Annotated in this window: 13 protein-coding genes; 6 read left to right on the top strand and 7 right to left on the bottom strand. The window is 51.8% G+C overall.

Annotated features, from left to right (window positions below; genetic code table 11):
- Position 1: 1 nt before the first annotated feature.
- The 5 genes from gspD to ACGHTT_RS00220 form a co-directional block, all read right to left on the bottom strand.
- Positions 2-1,972, bottom strand: a complete 1,971-nt coding sequence (gene gspD / locus ACGHTT_RS00240; protein WP_390592792.1) for a type II secretion system secretin GspD — start codon at positions 1,970-1,972, stop codon at positions 2-4.
- A gap of 69 nt (positions 1,973-2,041) precedes the next feature.
- Positions 2,042-2,908 (bottom strand): type II secretion system protein GspC, encoded by an 867-nt coding sequence (gspC, locus tag ACGHTT_RS00235; RefSeq protein WP_390592791.1) that lies wholly within the window; start codon positions 2,906-2,908, stop codon positions 2,042-2,044.
- Positions 2,909-3,202: 294 nt separating this feature from the next.
- Entirely contained in the window at positions 3,203-4,801 is a 1,599-nt protein-coding gene (locus ACGHTT_RS00230; RefSeq protein ID WP_390592789.1) for a hypothetical protein, read from the bottom strand.
- Positions 4,802-4,819: 18 nt separating this feature from the next.
- On the bottom strand, positions 4,820-7,327 hold the full coding sequence (locus ACGHTT_RS00225) for a LamG-like jellyroll fold domain-containing protein (protein WP_390592788.1): 2,508 nt from the start codon (positions 7,325-7,327) through the stop codon (positions 4,820-4,822).
- 14 nt (positions 7,328-7,341) lie between these two features.
- Positions 7,342-8,562, bottom strand: a complete 1,221-nt coding sequence (locus tag ACGHTT_RS00220; protein ID WP_390592787.1) for a hypothetical protein — start codon at positions 8,560-8,562, stop codon at positions 7,342-7,344.
- Between the two features lie 386 nt (positions 8,563-8,948).
- Here ACGHTT_RS00220 and ACGHTT_RS00215 point away from each other — a divergent pair, with 386 nt between their 5' ends.
- From ACGHTT_RS00215 to ACGHTT_RS00190, 6 genes are all read left to right on the top strand, one after another.
- Positions 8,949-11,630 carry a hypothetical protein gene (locus ACGHTT_RS00215; RefSeq protein ID WP_390592786.1) on the top strand — a complete coding sequence of 894 codons (2,682 nt, stop codon included), beginning with the start codon at positions 8,949-8,951 and terminating at the stop codon, positions 11,628-11,630.
- A 67-nt stretch (positions 11,631-11,697) separates the two neighbouring features.
- Positions 11,698-12,492, top strand: coding sequence for an SH3 domain-containing protein (locus tag ACGHTT_RS00210; protein WP_390592784.1), 795 nt, complete (start codon positions 11,698-11,700; stop codon positions 12,490-12,492).
- Positions 12,462-13,121, top strand: coding sequence for an outer membrane beta-barrel domain-containing protein (locus ACGHTT_RS00205; protein WP_390592783.1), 660 nt, complete (start codon positions 12,462-12,464; stop codon positions 13,119-13,121). The genes ACGHTT_RS00210 and ACGHTT_RS00205 overlap by 31 nt, the downstream gene beginning before the upstream one ends.
- Positions 13,122-13,169: 48 nt before the next feature.
- A complete protein-coding gene (locus ACGHTT_RS00200; RefSeq protein WP_390592782.1) occupies positions 13,170-13,655 on the top strand; it encodes a TlpA family protein disulfide reductase in 486 nt (161 codons plus the stop codon).
- Positions 13,652-13,870, top strand: a complete 219-nt coding sequence (locus ACGHTT_RS00195) for a DUF4266 domain-containing protein (RefSeq protein WP_390592781.1) — start codon at positions 13,652-13,654, stop codon at positions 13,868-13,870. Before ACGHTT_RS00200 ends, ACGHTT_RS00195 begins: the two co-directional genes overlap by 4 nt.
- Positions 13,857-15,056 carry a DUF3570 domain-containing protein gene (locus ACGHTT_RS00190; RefSeq protein WP_390592780.1) on the top strand — a complete coding sequence of 400 codons (1,200 nt, stop codon included), beginning with the start codon at positions 13,857-13,859 and terminating at the stop codon, positions 15,054-15,056. Before ACGHTT_RS00195 ends, ACGHTT_RS00190 begins: the two co-directional genes overlap by 14 nt.
- Positions 15,057-15,100: 44 nt before the next feature.
- Here ACGHTT_RS00190 and ACGHTT_RS00185 read toward each other — a convergent pair whose 3' ends face one another.
- Positions 15,101-16,009 (bottom strand): hypothetical protein, encoded by a 909-nt coding sequence (locus ACGHTT_RS00185; protein ID WP_390592779.1) that lies wholly within the window; start codon positions 16,007-16,009, stop codon positions 15,101-15,103.
- A gap of 13 nt (positions 16,010-16,022) precedes the next feature.
- Entirely contained in the window at positions 16,023-17,777 is a 1,755-nt protein-coding gene (locus ACGHTT_RS00180) for an aromatic amino acid hydroxylase (protein ID WP_390592777.1), read from the bottom strand.
- Positions 17,778-17,804: the final 27 nt, after the last annotated feature.

Genomic DNA, 17,804 nt, shown 5'->3' with positions numbered 1-17,804 from the left:
GCTACTTACCGCTCTCAGCTTCTTGCAGAACTTTTTCAGCGCCAGGCATGATGAACAGGTCGCCGTTACCAGGGTTCCAAGGCGTCATCTTATTTTGCTCGGGGCCTTCTATAAACGAGCCTTGCATGCTGCCGGTTTTTTGTTGTAAGTCGTAAATATAACGATATTTTTCTGCAGTCGCACCGCGCATGGCATCGTCATCGCGTAGCACTGTCGCTCGGATAAAAACCATTAAGTTACTTTTCACAATCTTTTCAGAGGTCGAGCGAAATAGCCTACCTAAGAGTGGAATATCGCCAAGCAAGGGGACTTTTTGTTCACCGGTTTGCACGTCGTCTTTCATTAGGCCACCCAGCACAACCACTTCGCCGTCGCTGGCCAAAACCTTGGTTTCGATAGTGCGTTTATTGGTAATCAAGTCTGTGGCAGACACAGTATTTTGCGCGATGCTCGATACTTCCTGCTTTATTTCTAAGACGACAGAATTACCTTCGTTAATGTGCGGCGTCACCTCCAACATAATACCGACGTTTTCACGCTGAATGGTCTGGAAGGGGTTGGAGCTATCGGAATTACTATTAGTAAAAGAACCAGTAACGAAAGGTACGTTTTGACCCACATTAATCGTTGCCGTGTGGTTGTCGGATGTTACTAGGCTTGGCGTTGAAAGGATGTTGGCGTCGGTTTGACTTTGCAGCGCATTTACTAGCACCAAGAAATCCGTGCCGCCTCCGGTTGATACTTGACCTAGTGTTTGCCCAGTAATACCAGCTAAACCACCAATCATCGCACCTAAACCATCGTCTTCATCTGCATCAATGCTACCCAAAGCACTGTTTGGCAGTGCCGAAGAACCGAAGGTGCCATTCTTGGTACCGAACAACCACTGCACACCCAAGTCCTGACTGTTGTCGTCAAGAATCTCAACAATAATTGCTTCAACTAACACCTGTGCACGACGAATATCTAAGCGCGCGATAACCGACTTTAAAGATTGTAAAGTCGCGGGATCAGCGGTTATTAATAATGAGTTGGTATCTTCATCGGCTTCTACACTTGTTTCCGTTGCTGCAGCGCCTTCGGCTTTATCGAGCTTAGACATGTTTTTAACAACGTTGGTCAATACGGTGGCAACTTGCTTTGCCTGCGCGTATTCAAGGTAAACCACCTGCACATTACCGCTTTGTTGTTGCGGCATATCGAGCCGGCGGATTAAATCTTTTACTTTACTGCGCGCTAAATCATCGCCAGAAATAAGCACGCCGTTGGAGCGTTTGTCCGCTACCAACATCGGCGCGTTGTCGTTGCCGGCTTTGCCCGCCTCCTGCCGCTGTAATTGCGTGAGAATGCGCACCAAGTCTTCGGCGCCGGCATGTTTTAGATTTACCAGCTCGGTGGTATAAACGGCGGAGCGATCAATGCGATCGATCACTTCTTGTAAGCGCGCAATATTGGCTTCCGTGTCCGTAATGATAATGGCATTGCTCGGATCATAAGCAGCCATATGCGCGTGCTGTGGCACCATGGGGCGCAGCACCGGCAGGGCTTTAGAGGCGGAGACATTTTTCAATTGAATCACTTGCGTGATCATGCCGTCGCTGCCGCGGGTGGCGGTATCTTTAACTTCTAACGGCAGGCTGCGCGCTTCTTTTGAACTAACAATGCGAGTCACATCACCCGATTCGATGGCTGCGAATCCATGCACATCCAACACCGCTAAAAACAGATTATAGAGTTCATCCTGAGTCATTTCTTTAGAGGAGATGACTTTGATACGGCCTTTTACCGAAGGATCGACAATAAATGTACGGCCGGTGGTATCGGCGACATATTTGACCACTTCTTGGATGTCTGCATCTTTAAAGTTGACGGTGTAATTGGGGCCGGCCGCTTCAACAGAGACAGCAAAGAGGCTTGCTGCTAACACAGCGGTGGCGAAAAACTTAGTTGTATTAAGAACGGCTTTTTTCACGGATTTCTTCTTTTTAGTCAATTACTGCTGCACTTAGCGAAAGCCAAGCACCCTAAGGTTCTAATGTTTTTATTCTAACGATACATCCAATGTGGTTTCTTGATCGCGGCGCATAATTGTCAAGGTGGCTTGTTTCGCATCCCTTAAGGACTTAGCCACTTCGACGGCGGTAGCCGCATCGGATAATTTAGTGCCATTTACCGCCGTGACGATATCGCCAGACTGCAAGCCTAAGTTATCGAAGACATCTCTATCCCGGCCCGGCCTCACTTCAAAACCGATCACATCGGGACCATCGCGTTTCAAACTGATTTTGACGACATCGGCGATAGATTCAGCGCTTAAATTTTTATCGTTAACGAAACGCTGAGCGACATCTTGGCTAATTTTTGCACTGCTGCGCATAGATCTAGGCGCTGGCGCAGGTGCAGGTTTAGCGCGCGAGCTTTCATCGTAAAGCCAAAGCAGTTCATAGCGACCATTGTTTTCGATCACTATTCGATCAGCGAGAACTTTACTGAGCTTTACACTGGCGCCGCCCGGTAGTGCATCACCTATGGCATACAGGCTTTGGTTGGCACCGTTGGCAATAATGGCCTTATCGGTTGTGGCGTCACCGGTTGCAAACACACCCTGTAGCTCGAGCTGCAGGCGCGTCTCCTGTGCCTCATCTTCAATCGACGGTGCCACAGTTTCAACCACGGCCTCCTCAGCCGCTTTGCCAAAGGGGTTTAATTGCGCAAAGGTCTCAATGTCGACGCCGGCTTGGGCCTGTGGTTGACTCAGTAATGGCAAATTAACCGAGCTACCCTGGGCAACAAAGTTATTTGGTTGTGCAGCCACCAACCAGGCTAATCTGGCAACGCTAAAGGTTAACCAACCCAATAACAGCAGTAAGCCAAGGTTTCGCCAAACGTTGGGCGAAACGGCGGACACCAAGCGTACCGTTGTGGCGGTGAATGTGTGAAATTGAGCAGACCAATTTCGGTTCGTTAGGTTGATGGTTCTATCCTCGATGTTTCTTTGTGTTTATTGGGTGCATTCAAGGCAGTGGGCCATCATAGCAGGAGTTTTAAGAAGGTTTGACAGTCAATTGTACAGAATGTTGCAGCTTAACTGGCATTGAGGCCTTTCGCAGGGGACATTACTCAATCTGTGTGTCATTGCGGTTTCGAGCAGAAAAAAAAGGAGCCCTAAGGGGCTCCTTTTTTATATCAACGATATCTAGCGCTAGTTAGGGATAGTGCCCGACACAATGGGCTCGAAGCTCGTCAACAAATCTCGTGCTGACGCATTGCCCAAACCTTGGCTCGGGAAATAGTTAGCCGTGGAAAAGTCCCCTTCCTGACCGTGCAAGGCCATGTAGTTTAGAACCACCGTCTCAACCAGCAGGTTGACGTTGTTAGCGCAAGGACTAGAGGCTGTTTCTACATCGCCGCTGGCGCGCATGTAACCAATCTGCTGGTTGTTACTGCCATCGGGATTGGTGCGTAATTGCGGCCGCGATCCTGGGTTATACACCAAGAAGAAAGCCGACGCGGTTTGCTGATTATCGCCCGTCCACACACCTTTGCCGGCGCCATCAACGGAGTTATCGAGCATGCCATTACTGAACACTGAGCCGTCTGAGCACACATAGATCATCACTGGTTTGCCCTTCTTGGCAGCGTATTCAAGCACCGCACCAATGCAGCGGCCGGCGCGTAAATCGCGGCGCTCACCGGTGGCGCGGTCACCGGTATGGTAATCGTAACCACCCATAGTGACGGTGCCCGCACCGGCATAGCCTTCAATCACCAACTTGGCGATAGAAGCAGTTTTTTGAAATTCGCCATCGGAGCCAAACTCAGCCGTGGTAAATACACCGTTATCGCCCACCAAATCTGTATCAAACAACGGATCGAGGTCGGTTGGGTCGCCAAATTTATCCGCCAAGTGCGCCGCTTTCACATAGCTACAGCGCAAGGTTTTTTCTACCGCCTCTTTCTCTGCGGTATTCAAGCCGGTATCGAGCTTTTGGATTTTCTTATCGCTGATGCGATACATCGATTCCATCACACCCACTGTTTCTTGCTGTGACAACAAACCCACTAAATCACCGGTATCCACTAAACCCGTGACATCGCTACGACGATCCACTTTGGTGGGGCGCACGGCAGCATCGATCATGGCAGCGGGTGACATGGAATTACCACCCGAATCTGAACTACGAGAGCCCACAAGCGCTAGGAGATCGCCAAAGGCACCGGCTTTGTTAATACCGTACATGGGGTTGTGCGGGTTATTGCCCGTGTCATTTTCAGAGCGAGCGGCAATCACGGCACCGTTAGTGGTGGCCATGGCGGTTACTGCGCGCTCAGTAATACCGCGCAACAAAGCGCTATCTGAGTGGAAAGCCAAACCTAATCGAGTATCGACAAAGTCGTTGGTATTGGTGGCGGGGTTGGTGATTGAAGGCACCATGTCACCGGGTAGACCCTGCTTGCTGTAGCCGGCCGTGGATAAGAAATCCAACTGGCCACCGCGGCCGCCGACCAACACGTTGGAACCAGCAAAGTTGGCACCACCGGCGAGATCGAAGCAAATAAACGGAATTTTTCCAGCGCCTGCAGCGGGAATTTCACAAATTCCATCGCGCATCGCGAGAATATCGGCTGATAGCGCAGCATGTGATTTGTTAGCCGCAAGGGCCAGCAAACTGCCGCCCACGACCGTGCCGACACCGGCGCGGAAGCCTTGCGCCAACATATCGCGACGGGACACAGGCTTGTGCATGTCTGGGTGACGAAGCGCTTCGTCCGGCTGAAAACCTTTAAATTTCTTGCTCATAATATTTTCCTAGCCCCCTTATTGCAGAAGCATCAAAGCACTGCCAGTAGCGGCAGCACAGGCGGCTTTAACGGTGTTCAAGGTTTTGGTATTGCAATCTGCTGAGCAAGACGCCGACATGTTATTAATCAAGGATTGAAGCTCAGTCTTGATTTCATCGGTATTTGGCTGGTCAGTCATAATGCTATTACCACCGGCAGGCACATTGGCAAATGAATGTGCGAGTAAACGGCTCACCAACGGGTCAATAATGGCCGCTTGCTGGCTGGTATTGCCGTTCAATGCGGTCACCGTTTGGCCGAAATTGAAGCTTGGGAAGTAAGCAGCTCGACGTGCGCTGTCATCCACTAGCTCGCTGCAATATTTCACCGCCAATTGAGTAATACCCATTTGATGGGCAGCTAGGAAGCCCTCCACATTTTCCGCCGTTGGCATCTGCTGACGCACGGCATTAAAGGTAGTCACCACATTGCCGTTAGTTTGCGGCACGCCAGTTAACTCACTTAACGAACGATTGATTTCTTCGTAGTGACGCAGCGCAATCTTCGACTGCAGCGGTAAATCTACCGGCGTACCTGCAGGCTGCGGATCGGCTTCAACACGGGCAAACTGGTTGCTGCCGAGTTGATCGAAGGTTAAGAAGAACACATCGGATGTGGGTCCCTTATCCAGCGGAATCACAGTACCAAGAGGCGATAGCGGTAAGCCTGCTGGCAGGTAGTTAGCCGCGCTAATCACCACATCCAATTTACCGTAGGCCTGACCGACCGTAGCTTCCTGACCATTTACACCTATGCGCATACCCTTGAGCAGGATATCCGACGCTGGCGTGGCGGTGCCATCTAAGCTGATGAAGAACGGTGAGTTAAATAGGTAGCCAAAGTCATCAAACTGTTGCACTTCGAACACCACATAGGCATCAGGCATATCGATCAGGTGCGACACGCTGAACAACAGGAAGAACTTCTCGCCCACGCCGGCATCGTAGTTAGTTTGAATATCTGCTTGAGCCAAAGCACGATTGTGTACCGCTAACAAGCGGATAGAACCTAGCCATGGGTTAGAACTGCCAACCTCAGAGCCGAGCGCAAAGGCAAAACTGCTATCCCAATTTGCCAAGGTGCCACCGGCAATGGGGTCTGCGCCGCTAACCAGCTCGCCGTTTACATAGATGGCGCGACCGGTCACTGGGCTGTAGGTTAATACCACGTGTTGCAGAGTTGCTTGCAGCACTTCATCGGCATTGGGCGTAGACACCAGCGGCATGCCGTTAGCGTCGTTACCAATACTGTTGCGGTTGGCAAAATCGTAGTTGTATAGGGTTTGGCCAAGCATGAAGTTGCGGCTATCAACACCACCGGAGTAGGTAATGATGCGTGCCGGGCCATCTTGGGTCACGTTTTCAGGAATAACCCAAGCTTCAATGGAATACTCGCCTGTGGCCGTGAGCAAGTCATACAGCTTGCGGCTATTGGCAGTTGACGCGCGGGCATTGCCGCCGTTGAATTTCACACCCCATGCGCCTAGCCAAGAGGTATTTGTCGACAGGGTTAAATCCATGGCCGGTTGAATACCCGACGTATCGAAGGCCACTGTGCCACTACCGGTCTTGAACTGGTAAAGCGCAATCAAGTTGGTTTCTACGCGACCGCCCGAGGAGGCGATAATGCCATCTTCGGCCAAGTTCATAGCCTTAGAAACCACCAGAGCTGGGTCGACTTCAATCGGATCAATACTATCGGCAAAGGCGCGAATAGCCGCTTCCATTTCATTCGAGGCCGCCGCACAGTTGTTATCCCAGCAGTTGTGGAATTCACTGCGCAACCGCACTACCAAGCGCGAATTTGCTGGCGTATCTAAGTTAATACGCGAACGCGCGGCATCGTAAGAAACCTGGATTTCCGATTCGCCAAGGAAGGGCTGTTGCTTGTTGGCCGATTCACTCGAGTGACAGTTACTGCAATATTGCTCGAGCAAGTCGTGTACTGGCTCAAAACCAACCGGCGTGGCTGGAAAGCTCTTGCTCGCACCCACATCTTTAAGGGGTTCCGGCGCCGTTAAAATAACCGTGTTAGACACACTGCCCGAGGCTTGCGCCCACCGGGTAATCAGCACGGTGAGTTCATCGGCGCAGGCACTGGCCTCGGTTTTCCAGCAGTTGTGACCGCCACCGACTTTGGTGACTAAGCGCGACGCGGCTGGGTTGGATAAATCCACCACGGTATTGGCCGAGGTATAGGCCAAGTTGACATCGTCGCGACGCACGAACATCGGGCTTTGGCCGCCATCGACGTGACAGGCACCGCAGCGATCGTCGGCAACGAGGTTGTCCCACACATTAATCTTAAAGCTCTGCACATCATCGGTAGATGGCGCTGGGCCGGTATAGACAAATCCCGTGTTACCGCCGCCGGCGTTAGGGTTATTGTTCTGCGTTGTTTCAGCACCTGAGCCTCCGCCACACGCTGTTAAGACAGCGAGGCCGAGAGGCAAAAGGGCGCGGCCAATATTGGTCATCGTTAACATAGTCTGAGCGCCCCTTATGGTGTGACTAAACAGTAAGCTGCAGATTCAGCAAATACTTGCTTAAGCTGGTAATCATTGTTTTTGAAGCTAGTAACCATGGCATTTACCGCGTCGCGGTCAGCTTGGTCGCCCGGCTCTTTTAAACAAACCGTGCGGAACACCTTTTTAACTTGGCATTGGGCAAAGGCGTCGGAATGCGATAACTCCATACCCATAGTTTTTGCGCCATTGCCGCCGCCACTTAGGTTTTCATCCCAACCCAGGGCCTTGTTTTGACCAGCGCGCCAGTAGTTATCCCACTTGTCGTCTGGGGTGACAAAACCGTAGGGGAAGGTGGTGCTATTTATGTGGTATTTTTCTTGAACACGGGTGCCGGTTTCAGGGTCAACCATGCCGTCACTGTTGTAAACTAGGCGGCCGTTTTCCCCGGTTAAGTCGGTTTCAGCGTCGTATTCAAAGTTATAAAACGCGAATGCTTGGGCCATGGGGTCCATACCGTTGTGACAACCAATGCAGTTGTTATTGAACACCCGGCTGTCACCACCAGGGCTGCGGCTCACGTCTTGACGAATGCGATCTGGCACGCGGGTTATATCGTGCACCTGCTCCAAATCCATACAGAGGTGGTTCAGTAAGGTGAAGCGAAACATCGCCCGGTTAGTACCGGCAATAAAGAAAGACTTTGCCGCCGCACGGGTGGTCATCAAACCGGCCGTCGCATTTGCTTCTAAACCCGTCACCGCGGTCTGGGTTCTGCGCACCAATACCGTGTCGTCACTCAAATCGGCGCCGCTGGCATAGAGTGAAACATAATGGTTATTGTTGCTATTGGAGTAAGCCGGCAGGCCACTCGAAGCGCCGACATAAATCACGTTGTCGTAGAGAATAGAGCGGAAGTCGCTGCCATCGCGCACGATGCCGATAATGGTGGCGACATAGTCATTAAACTCTCGAAACACATCGCCATCGCGGTTAGTCGCCGGCATGTAGAGATTTTTAAGGGTTACGCTATAGAAAGCTTCATTATCCATCGCGGTGTAGGCAGCAGCGGTAGGATTATTGTTCTCAATATCGGTTGCCATATCCAGCAGCACGGCCTCGGTCGGTGGTACACCGGCGATGCGATCGTGAATGCGTTTAGCTTCTTCCCGGGGACCGGCGTGAGCCACCGATACCATCAAAGCTGTGGACAGGGCGCAACCAAGTACACGGGTAAATGAATTTAAGCTTCTCATGAAATTCTCTTTGCTGGCTCTATGTGCTGGCTAGATTCTATTCTATGCCTGAATTCTGAACAGCGGATCGCGGTTGGTGGGTCGGTAACTACCGCTGGTCAGTAGCCACTTCCAAGTTGTGACGGGGTTCTAATAATTGACGCACAAAGCTATCTTAATTAATGACAACTGGAACACTGTACCAATATCAGACGAACAATTTTTTAGCCGTTATCAAGAAATTGTTTGTTTTGTGCACAAGATCACACCTAGGGCTTTTAGGTTTTCCGTCACTAGCGACAAAATAATTGACAGTTTTCGGTAACAACGCACACTGCAGCACCTCTGCAATGGCAAAGAAACGCCCTTTGAGTTAAGCCAATAACACAGCGAGCCACAGCCCCACTATGTACAAGAGTACCAACAAAGCACCTTCTTCGCTCATCCTCGTCGCATCGACCTTGGCGCTGCTCTGGGGCTGCGAAAGCAAAGTCGAAACAGGCGTCGTAGACGACCTAGAGCCGGACCCTGTGGTGCTCGACATTCCCATGGCCTATATCAACCGACCCATACCGGTGGATGAAGATGGCGCACGCATCAGCGACGACGTACTCATGCCGCAAACCTTTATGCCCGGCGCCGTGCTCTACCTTAAAGATCGCGCTGCCAGCACCGCGGCACAAGTGGATATCACCTCCCAGGCATGGCCCGAAGGTGAGCTTTACGACGTTAAAGATGTGACCGCCTCCTATGATGGTGAGCGCTTACTCTTCGCCATGCGCGCGCCAGAGATAGAGGATGCCGACGAGGAAGATCAACCCAAGTGGAATATCTGGGAGTACGACATTCCGTCGGCCACCTTGCGCCGCGTGATCAATGACGACATTCAAGCGGAGGTCGGCCACGACGTGTCGCCCCACTATTTGCCCGGTGTTGAGCGTCGAATAGTCTTCGCCTCTTCCCGCCAAACGCGGTCTCGGGCGGTGTTACTCGATGACAATAAGCCACAGTTCTCGGCGCTCGATGACAGTCGCAACGAAGAGTCTTTTGTCATTCACGTTATGGACAACGACGGCACCAACATCGAACAGTTAACCTACAACCAATCCCACGACTTCCAACCAACACTCCTGCCCGACGGCCGTATTTTTTATAGCCGCTGGGATCGCATGACCGGCAATAACCAACTCAGCTTTTATGCTGTTGACCCTTACGGCATGCACCAAACCTTAGAGTATGGATATCACAGCCAAAACACCGGCACCGACGATTCGCAAGCCTTCTTCGTTCGACCACAGCAACTACCCGATGGACGCATTTTCGGCATTTTACGGAACCGCGAGAGTACTGAATATGGCGGCGATATGGTGGCGATTGACCACGAAAATTACATATCGGCAACAACACCTGTCTACAACGTCGCAGGCAGCACCGGCCAAGTAAGCGTATCCGTACTGCCAATAAACACCGACGACAGCTTGTCGGCCAACGGTATTTTTCACTCGTCCAGCCCGTTATTCGATGGCACCGGACGCATGATTGTAAGCTGGAGCCGCTGCCGGGTGATTAACCCCACCAATAATTTACCGGCCTCCTGCACCGAAGAGTTCTTAGCCGACCCCACCATCGTTGCAGCGGATCCACTCTATGGCATTTATATCTACAACGCCGCGCAGAGAACCCAACAGCCGGTGCTGCTGCCCATTGAAGGCCGCATGTTGGTTGAGCCTTTATTGCTGATCCCACGCACCGCCGACAACTTGATTCCACCGCCGGTGGCAAATGTGGATTTCGATGCCACCCTAGCCGACCAAGGCTTGGGCAGCCTGCACATTAAGTCCGTGTACGACTTCGATGGCACAGACAGTATTGGTATTGAGGGTGTCAGAAACCCGGCCAACTGGGCGACTACACCACCACCAGCACGATTTTTACGCTTGGTAAAAGCTGTTTCCATCCCCAGCGACGAGGTTCTGGACTTCCCTAACACCGCTTTTGGTCGCTCGGCGGCAAACGGCATGCGCGAGATACTCGGCTATGTGCCCATCGAACCCGACGGCTCGGTAATGGCGCAGGTACCCGCCGATGTTGCTTTTACCTTTGACATCATTAACGCCCAAGGCAAGCGCATCTTCCCGCGCCACAACAACTGGCTACAGCTGCGGCCCGGCGAACAGCGCAACTGCAATGGCTGCCACACGCGCGCCAGTGAAATGCCCCACGGCCGTATCGCGGCGGAAGCACCCTCGGCAAACCCAGGCGCGCCTACCTCCGATGCGCCCTTCCCCAATACCGACCCCACAACACTCTCGCTGGTGCAAATGGGCGAAACCATGGCAGAGGCCTACGCCAGACTGAGAGGCATGCGTATACCCTCCGTTGATCTGGTATACGACGACGATTGGACAGATCCTGCTGTGCAGGCCAAACAACCGAGTTTTGCCTATCGCTACGCCGACCTACTAACAGTTAATCCCACAAGCCCTGGCTGTGGCATCGGCGCCTCGCCTTGGGGCGCTCAGTGTCGCGTGACCATCCATTATGTGGACCACATTCAACCCCTGTGGGATCTGAGTCGCCCCGATGACCCAATGGCACCGACCGTCGATAACCAGTGCACCAGCTGCCACACCAATGTGGACGCCATGGCCGCCGCTATGGTGCCAGCCGCGCAGCTCGACCTGCGCGCCGAACCTGACCCTCAGCAACAAGCCCATTTCGTCGGTTATCGGGAGCTACTGTTTAACGATGTCGAGCAGGAAATAGTCAACGGCGCACTGGTGGATCGTCTAGTCGAAGTTGTCGATGCAAACGGTAACCCCGTGTACCAGCGCGATGCCGATGGCAACCTGATTCTCGATGGCAACGGCGACCCAATTCCCGTGCCACCGGTCACTGTGCCGGTACAAGCCTCCATGAGCACCAATGGCGCCGGCAACAGCAACCGCTTCTTTAACGTCTTCGCCAATGCTGGTGCAACCGTCGATCACCGAGGCTTTTTAACCGATGCCGAATTGAAGCTAATTGCAGAATGGATAGATCTAGGTGCTCAGTACTATAACAATCCGTTTGCTGTGCCTGTAAACTAACCGACACTTTCACGCGCGCCGGGCCCCGAGCCCGGCGTAAAAAAATAATTAGCTGGTGCTTGAGTTAATGTGGCATAGCCTGACCCGAAACATCCTTTCCGGCCTGTTGTTGGCTTCGCTTTCCCTTGGCCTCTCAACGGCCCAAGCCGAGGAGTCCGATAGCGGTTGGTTTTCATTTCTCGACGACGATGCCCCCTTAGTGGTCACGGTCAACGACGCCTACCTCGAGATGCGCACCGGCCCCGGCCGCGGCTTTCCCATTTTCCATGTGGTGGAGAAGGGCGAAGTCGTCACCTTATTAAAGAAGCGCACCGATTGGATTAAGTTCGAAGCCAAGCGCGGCCAAGTGGGTTGGGTTAAGCGCGAGCAATTGGCCCTAACCTTAGGCCCAGATCAGCAGCCAGTAACGCTTATGGCCACCGGCGAGCAACAGTATATTGACCGAGAGTTCGAGTTAGCTGTGATGCTTGGCGATTTCGGCGGCATCGATTCGCTAACCTTTTATTCCGGTTATCGCTTCGCACCCAACTTGATGGCTGGCTTTAGTTTGTCTCAGGCCACCAGCCGCATTGCGGATACCAAACTCGGCTATTTACGCCTGCAGCATCAACCTTGGCCACACCTCCGCTTTTCGCCTTTCTTTGAATTAGGCGCAGGCATGATTCAATCGAAAAAGCGCTCGGCGCTCGATCAACCACTCGACACCACCGACGCTAGCTTGTTAATTGCTGCCGGCCTAAACGTCTACCTAAGCCGTCGCTTTAGCGCGCGGTTGGAATACAACAATCACAAAATTCTCACCAGCCGAGATGAAAATGAGGAAGTCCACGAATGGAAACTAGGTTTCAACGTCTTCTTCTGAGTGGCCTGCTAATCGCAGCCAGCTCAGTCGCACTGGCACAGACAGATGCACAAGACGAGACGCAATCCGTGCTCGACAAAATTGTCACGCCGGATATGGAAAGACGCCATATTGAAGAGGACCAACTCGATACCGAAGATTTCGAAATTGGCGCTTACTATGGCTTTATGAGCATCGAAGATTTCGGCAGTAGCTGGGGTTGGGGCGTGCGCGCTGCCTACCACATTACCGAAGATTTCTTCTTAGAAGGCAACTACGGCAAGCATACCGGGGGCGAAAGCACGCTCGAAATTGGTGGCGGGCTACCAGCATTAACCGACGCCCAGCGCGAATACACTTACTATGACTTAAACTTGGGCTATAACTTATTCCCCGGTGAAGTGTATATCAGCGACAGCCTCGCCTTTAACTCGACCTTTTACATCGTCGCCGGTGCCGGCAACACCACCTTCGCCGAAACAGAGTATTTCACCTATAGCTTTGGCGCGGGTTACAAGGTTTATTTTACCGATTATTTAAATCTCAATCTCGACCTACGCGATCATGTGTTTGAGCGCGAGCTGTTAGGTTTTAATAAAAAGTGGGTTAACAATTTATCTGCAAACATGGGCATTAACTTTTTCTTTTAAGGTTTAATGTCCGATGTATCCGTCACACTTGATGTAGTGAGAAAACTTATGAAAAAACTTTGTATCGCGTTTATTCTGTTGTTCAGCAGCCTAAGCTTTGCCGCCGGCGAACTTTCTGGCCCGGCACCAGACTTCACCTTAAAAAGTCGCGACGGCAAAAACATTCGCTTGGCCGACCTGCGCGGACAAGTGGTCATGCTCAACTTCTGGGCCTCTTGGTGCGGACCCTGTCGACAGGAAATGCCCATACTCGATGATCTCGCCAAGCGCTATGGTCGCGCGGGTTTCACGCTACTGGGTGTTAACGTAGAACAAGACAGCTCTGCGGGCGAAAAATATTTACAAGATACCCCGGTGAAATTTCCCATTCTTTGGGACCCCACCTCTGAAGTCAGCAAGTTATACAATATCGACGCCATGCCCAGTACGGTGATGATCGATCGCGATGGCAACATGCGCTATCTACACCGCGGCTACAAGCCCGGCTACGAGAACGATTATAAAAAACAAATTAAAGAGCTGATTCGCGAATGAAACTGATTTTCGTTTTACTGCTCAGCCCGCTATTTGTGGCTTGCTCCAGCATCGAGCCGTGGGTGAAACCCTACGAGCGTCAAAACTTGGCCGACCCTATTATGGCCATGGATAGAGACCCAGTGGCGACCCAATACTTACACCACGTTTACGAAGCGCGCGAAGCGGCGCGCGGCGCTGAAGGTGGCTCTGGAGGTGGTTGTGGTTGTAACTAACCGGCTAAAAAACGGCTTGTTTGGGCGTCAGTTATTGGCCCTTGTTGGCCTAGCAATGTTGGCGCTACCGGCAGCGGGCGCGGTTCTGCCCGAAGATAGAATTGACATGCTCTATCATGCCTACGACGGTGGCGGTGCAGAAATTGGCGGCCCTTCAATATTGGTTCGCAAGCAATTTGCCGACACGGTTTCGATATCGGCAAATTACTACGTCGACATGGTGTCCAGCGCCTCTATCGACGTAGAGACAACCGCCAGCGCCTACACGGAAGAACGCACCCAAACCTCGGTGGGCATCGATTACCTGCAAGGTAAAACCACCATGAGTTTGGGTGTGACAACGTCGAATGAAGATGACTACGACGCAAAAACATACGGCTTCGGTATTAGCCAAGACTTTTTCGGCGATCTAAGCACCATCAGTTTGGGCGTATCTTTTGGCGACGACATTGTGCGCCGCAATGGCGATGAAGAGTTTGAAGACGAAGCCAAGCGTACCCGCTATAACGTTAGCTTATCGCAAGTAATTACCAAAGATATGATCGCCAGCGCCATGATCGAAACGGTCATCGACGAGGGCTTCCTAAACAATCCCTATCGCAGTGTTCGCTACTGCATCACCGGCAACGCAGAAGCCTGCGAAACAGCTGGCAATGAAAGCGAGCTCTACCCACGTACCCGCAATAGTGATGCCTTTGCTATTCGAGCCAAGTATTTTTTACCCTATCGCGCAGCGATAAAAGTTGAGGCCCGGATCTATCAAGACAGTTGGGGTATAGAAGCGAACAACTGGGAATTGAAATACGTGCATCCCATTGGCGATCAATGGCTCGTTGAAGCTAAGTACCGCCAATACAACCAGACTAAAGGTGCTTCGTTTTACTCAGATTTATTCGACTTCCAAGAAGCCACAAACTTTAGAGCCAGAGATAAAGAGCTGAGCGAATACACCAATAGCAACGTCGGTTTGGGCGTCACCTACGAGGTTAAAGCCGGATGGCTGTCTTGGTTTGACCGCACCACGGCGAATTTTTACTGGGACTATATGATGCTCGACTACGACACCTTTAAGGATGCCCGTATGTCGGATGCACGTTTCACTGATTCACCGGTAGCGCCTGGGCAAGAAGACCCCTACTCCTTGGATGCCAGCGTGGTGCGATTTTTCGTTTCATTTTGGTATTGATTGATTTTTACTGACTGAAAAGCCCGAGCTAGCTCGGGCTTTTTTTATTCTAACTCACTCTGATCATACAAAAACTTTGGCGCTTTCACCGGACAGAGGTCAGCCCACCAAAGTTCGCGCCTACATAAAGGCGTATCCTCGGGAAGATAAGGATTGTTTAAATCTATTGGCGTTCTAGACTCCAAGTGAAGTTCGCGAATAACGTCCCCGTAGTAGCGGTCGAATCGCTGCATAAATTCACCACTCGTCAACAGCATCTCTAAGCCCCGTTCGATATCGGCGGCGAGTTTGGTATCTTGCTTGTTGACAAAGAAATACATAGCGGCCGGATAGCGAATCAATAGATGTTGATCCAAGCTAATACCCATGGCTGCATGAAGCGCCAATTCTTGTGACACTTCGGTAACTGATCGAGGAAAAAAATCAAACCGGCCAGCCACCAGCATTCGGAATAACGTGTCGTAATTGCTGCCCGGCACCACAACCAAGCCTTGCGACGTTAAAATTTTGGTATCGGACCACACATACATTTGGCCAGCAGTGAACTGTTTTAATTGCTCAAGATTTGAAACGCCAGCCAAAATATCCGGCTCTGCACGTCTCACCAAGGCCACTCGATAGCCCATAAGGCCTCGATTAAGAGGTATTTTGATGGCTAGATGTTCAGTCTCTCGCTCGACGCTGGTCATGCTCCAAACCACATCGACACCATGGTTGGTCGACAGGTTTAAAAAATTGCGCGCCTTTGGCACGTCTTCGGCACCGGCTCGTAATTGATAGTTTGTGCCGCTAAGCGCTAGGGCTCGGCTCAACATGTCAACGGGATAAGCCGCGCGCCAATCATCGCTCGATTTTGGGTAGAGCAACACTCGCGCGTCATCGCTTACCTGAGCGCCGGCAAAAAATGAAAGCCCAACTAAAATCAAAGCAGTAAAACTGCAAATAATGCGCATAGTTACCTGTAGGTTAACAGGGCAATCGCGCGCACCCTGTGGCAATTAGTTTTTGATGTTCAGCCGATAACGTCGACAGAACCTCGAGTTCCTGATGCAGTTTAGCGGAAAGACTCGCATCCTGAGATAACTCCAAACACTCGAAGCGCAGCAGCCATTCGTTCGGGTAGTCCTCTAGCTGGGCATGTAATTGCTGCAAAAAGGCGTCGCTGACGGCGTTCTTGGCACGCACATCGCGCAACTCTTGGTACAAGCTAAACAAGGATGCTTCGTCGGTCGTGTAGTGGACTCTAACCGTCGACTCCGCCTCCTGTTGATCGTATAACCGATAGCGGTCTTTATCCGCCGTACCCCCATAAACGCTAATAATACGATCGCCAACGGCCATGTCGTACTGACCCCAACTTGGATCAAATAGGGTTTCACCTACCTCGCCGTTGACACCCATAGGAGCAATCACGCGGCAATCGCTAAAGGAAAATAAAATATTTTTGTGATCGCGCCGCTCCACATGGTCGAGCAACCCCTCAACATGCACGCCGGAAACAAAATCCAATACCGTGCGCTGGCCCACCACAATACCGGCACTCTTGAGCTCATCCATGGTGTATTCAGACAAGCAGCGCGGCATATCTTTTATTTTTCCCACCGGCGAACCAAAACCCTGGGCGTGATAGTCGACCCCATGGCCGTGTAGCTCGCGCCCTGCCCACGCCAGCTGCGTTGGGCCTTGGGTGGATAGGTAAATCAGGTTGTCCATGGCATCTGTTTTGGCTTTCACCAACTGGCCACTGACCTGCAAACCACTACTGTAAACCGAGGTGCATACCGTTTTGCAGGCAATGGCTTTGCGCACTGATTCGGCGCCGCCTTTGCGAAAGGCCATGCCTTGGGCGAAGGTTTCCAGTACTTGGGTCAAATGTTTACAACTTTTGGTCACAAACAATTGCGGTTGTTCGCGGGTGATATCGTAGGCCGTGTTAATGGCATCGACGGTTAACGGCAATTTGCGCACTTTGTTATCGTCTAAGCAGTTCACGCCTTCGCCTAAGGAGGACAATAGACCGGCGCCATAGATTTTGTAATCGGTGAGCTCACCCACTAAACCGTATTCTACGGTCCACCAGTGCAGACGCGACAATAAGCTCGCCTCTGACGGACTTTCAGCGGCGTTAATGCTCAAAGCTTCCGTTAAGGCTGCCTCTGCAGCATCTATGTCTGTGGCCGTGGAGCGCACCGCCTCTTTGACAATCGATAAATGGCGAATAGCCTCATAAACCGCATAGTCGCTGGCGGTTGAGAGTGCCTTCATGCCAATTTCACCAAAGCGCTGTAGGAACTCGGCGTAGTCCACATCGACAATAAAAGGCGCATGACCCGCAGATTCGTGCACGATATCCGGCGCTGGGGTATAGAGCATGTGATCTATGGTGCGCATATCCAACGCGATCACCAAGATCTTGCGCGCCTGAAACTCCATGAAAATGGCCGGCGGAATAAAGCCATCCACCACCACGGCTTGCCAGCCAATCTTGCCGAGGCACTGGTTCATTTCATCAATGGAAGGAATGTGGTCGGCGCTAATACCGGTTTTGCGCAAGCCCTCTAGGTAAACCGGGTGGGCGTTGCTAGCCATGTGCTCGATCAGCGACAAGAGTAAAAAGCGCCATGCGGCGTGGTCGCGCGGCGTGTACTGGTTATAGTCCTGAACCTTCACAAACTGACGCAAATGCGCCGGCAGGCTAGCGATGATCTCCTGCTGAGACATAAAAACTCCACCTAATGACCAACACGA

This window comes from Simiduia litorea, assembly GCF_042853465.1.
In the GTDB taxonomy this organism is placed as follows: domain Bacteria; phylum Pseudomonadota; class Gammaproteobacteria; order Pseudomonadales; family Cellvibrionaceae; genus Simiduia; species Simiduia litorea.
This window is presented reverse-complemented; position numbering and strand designations above follow the sequence as displayed.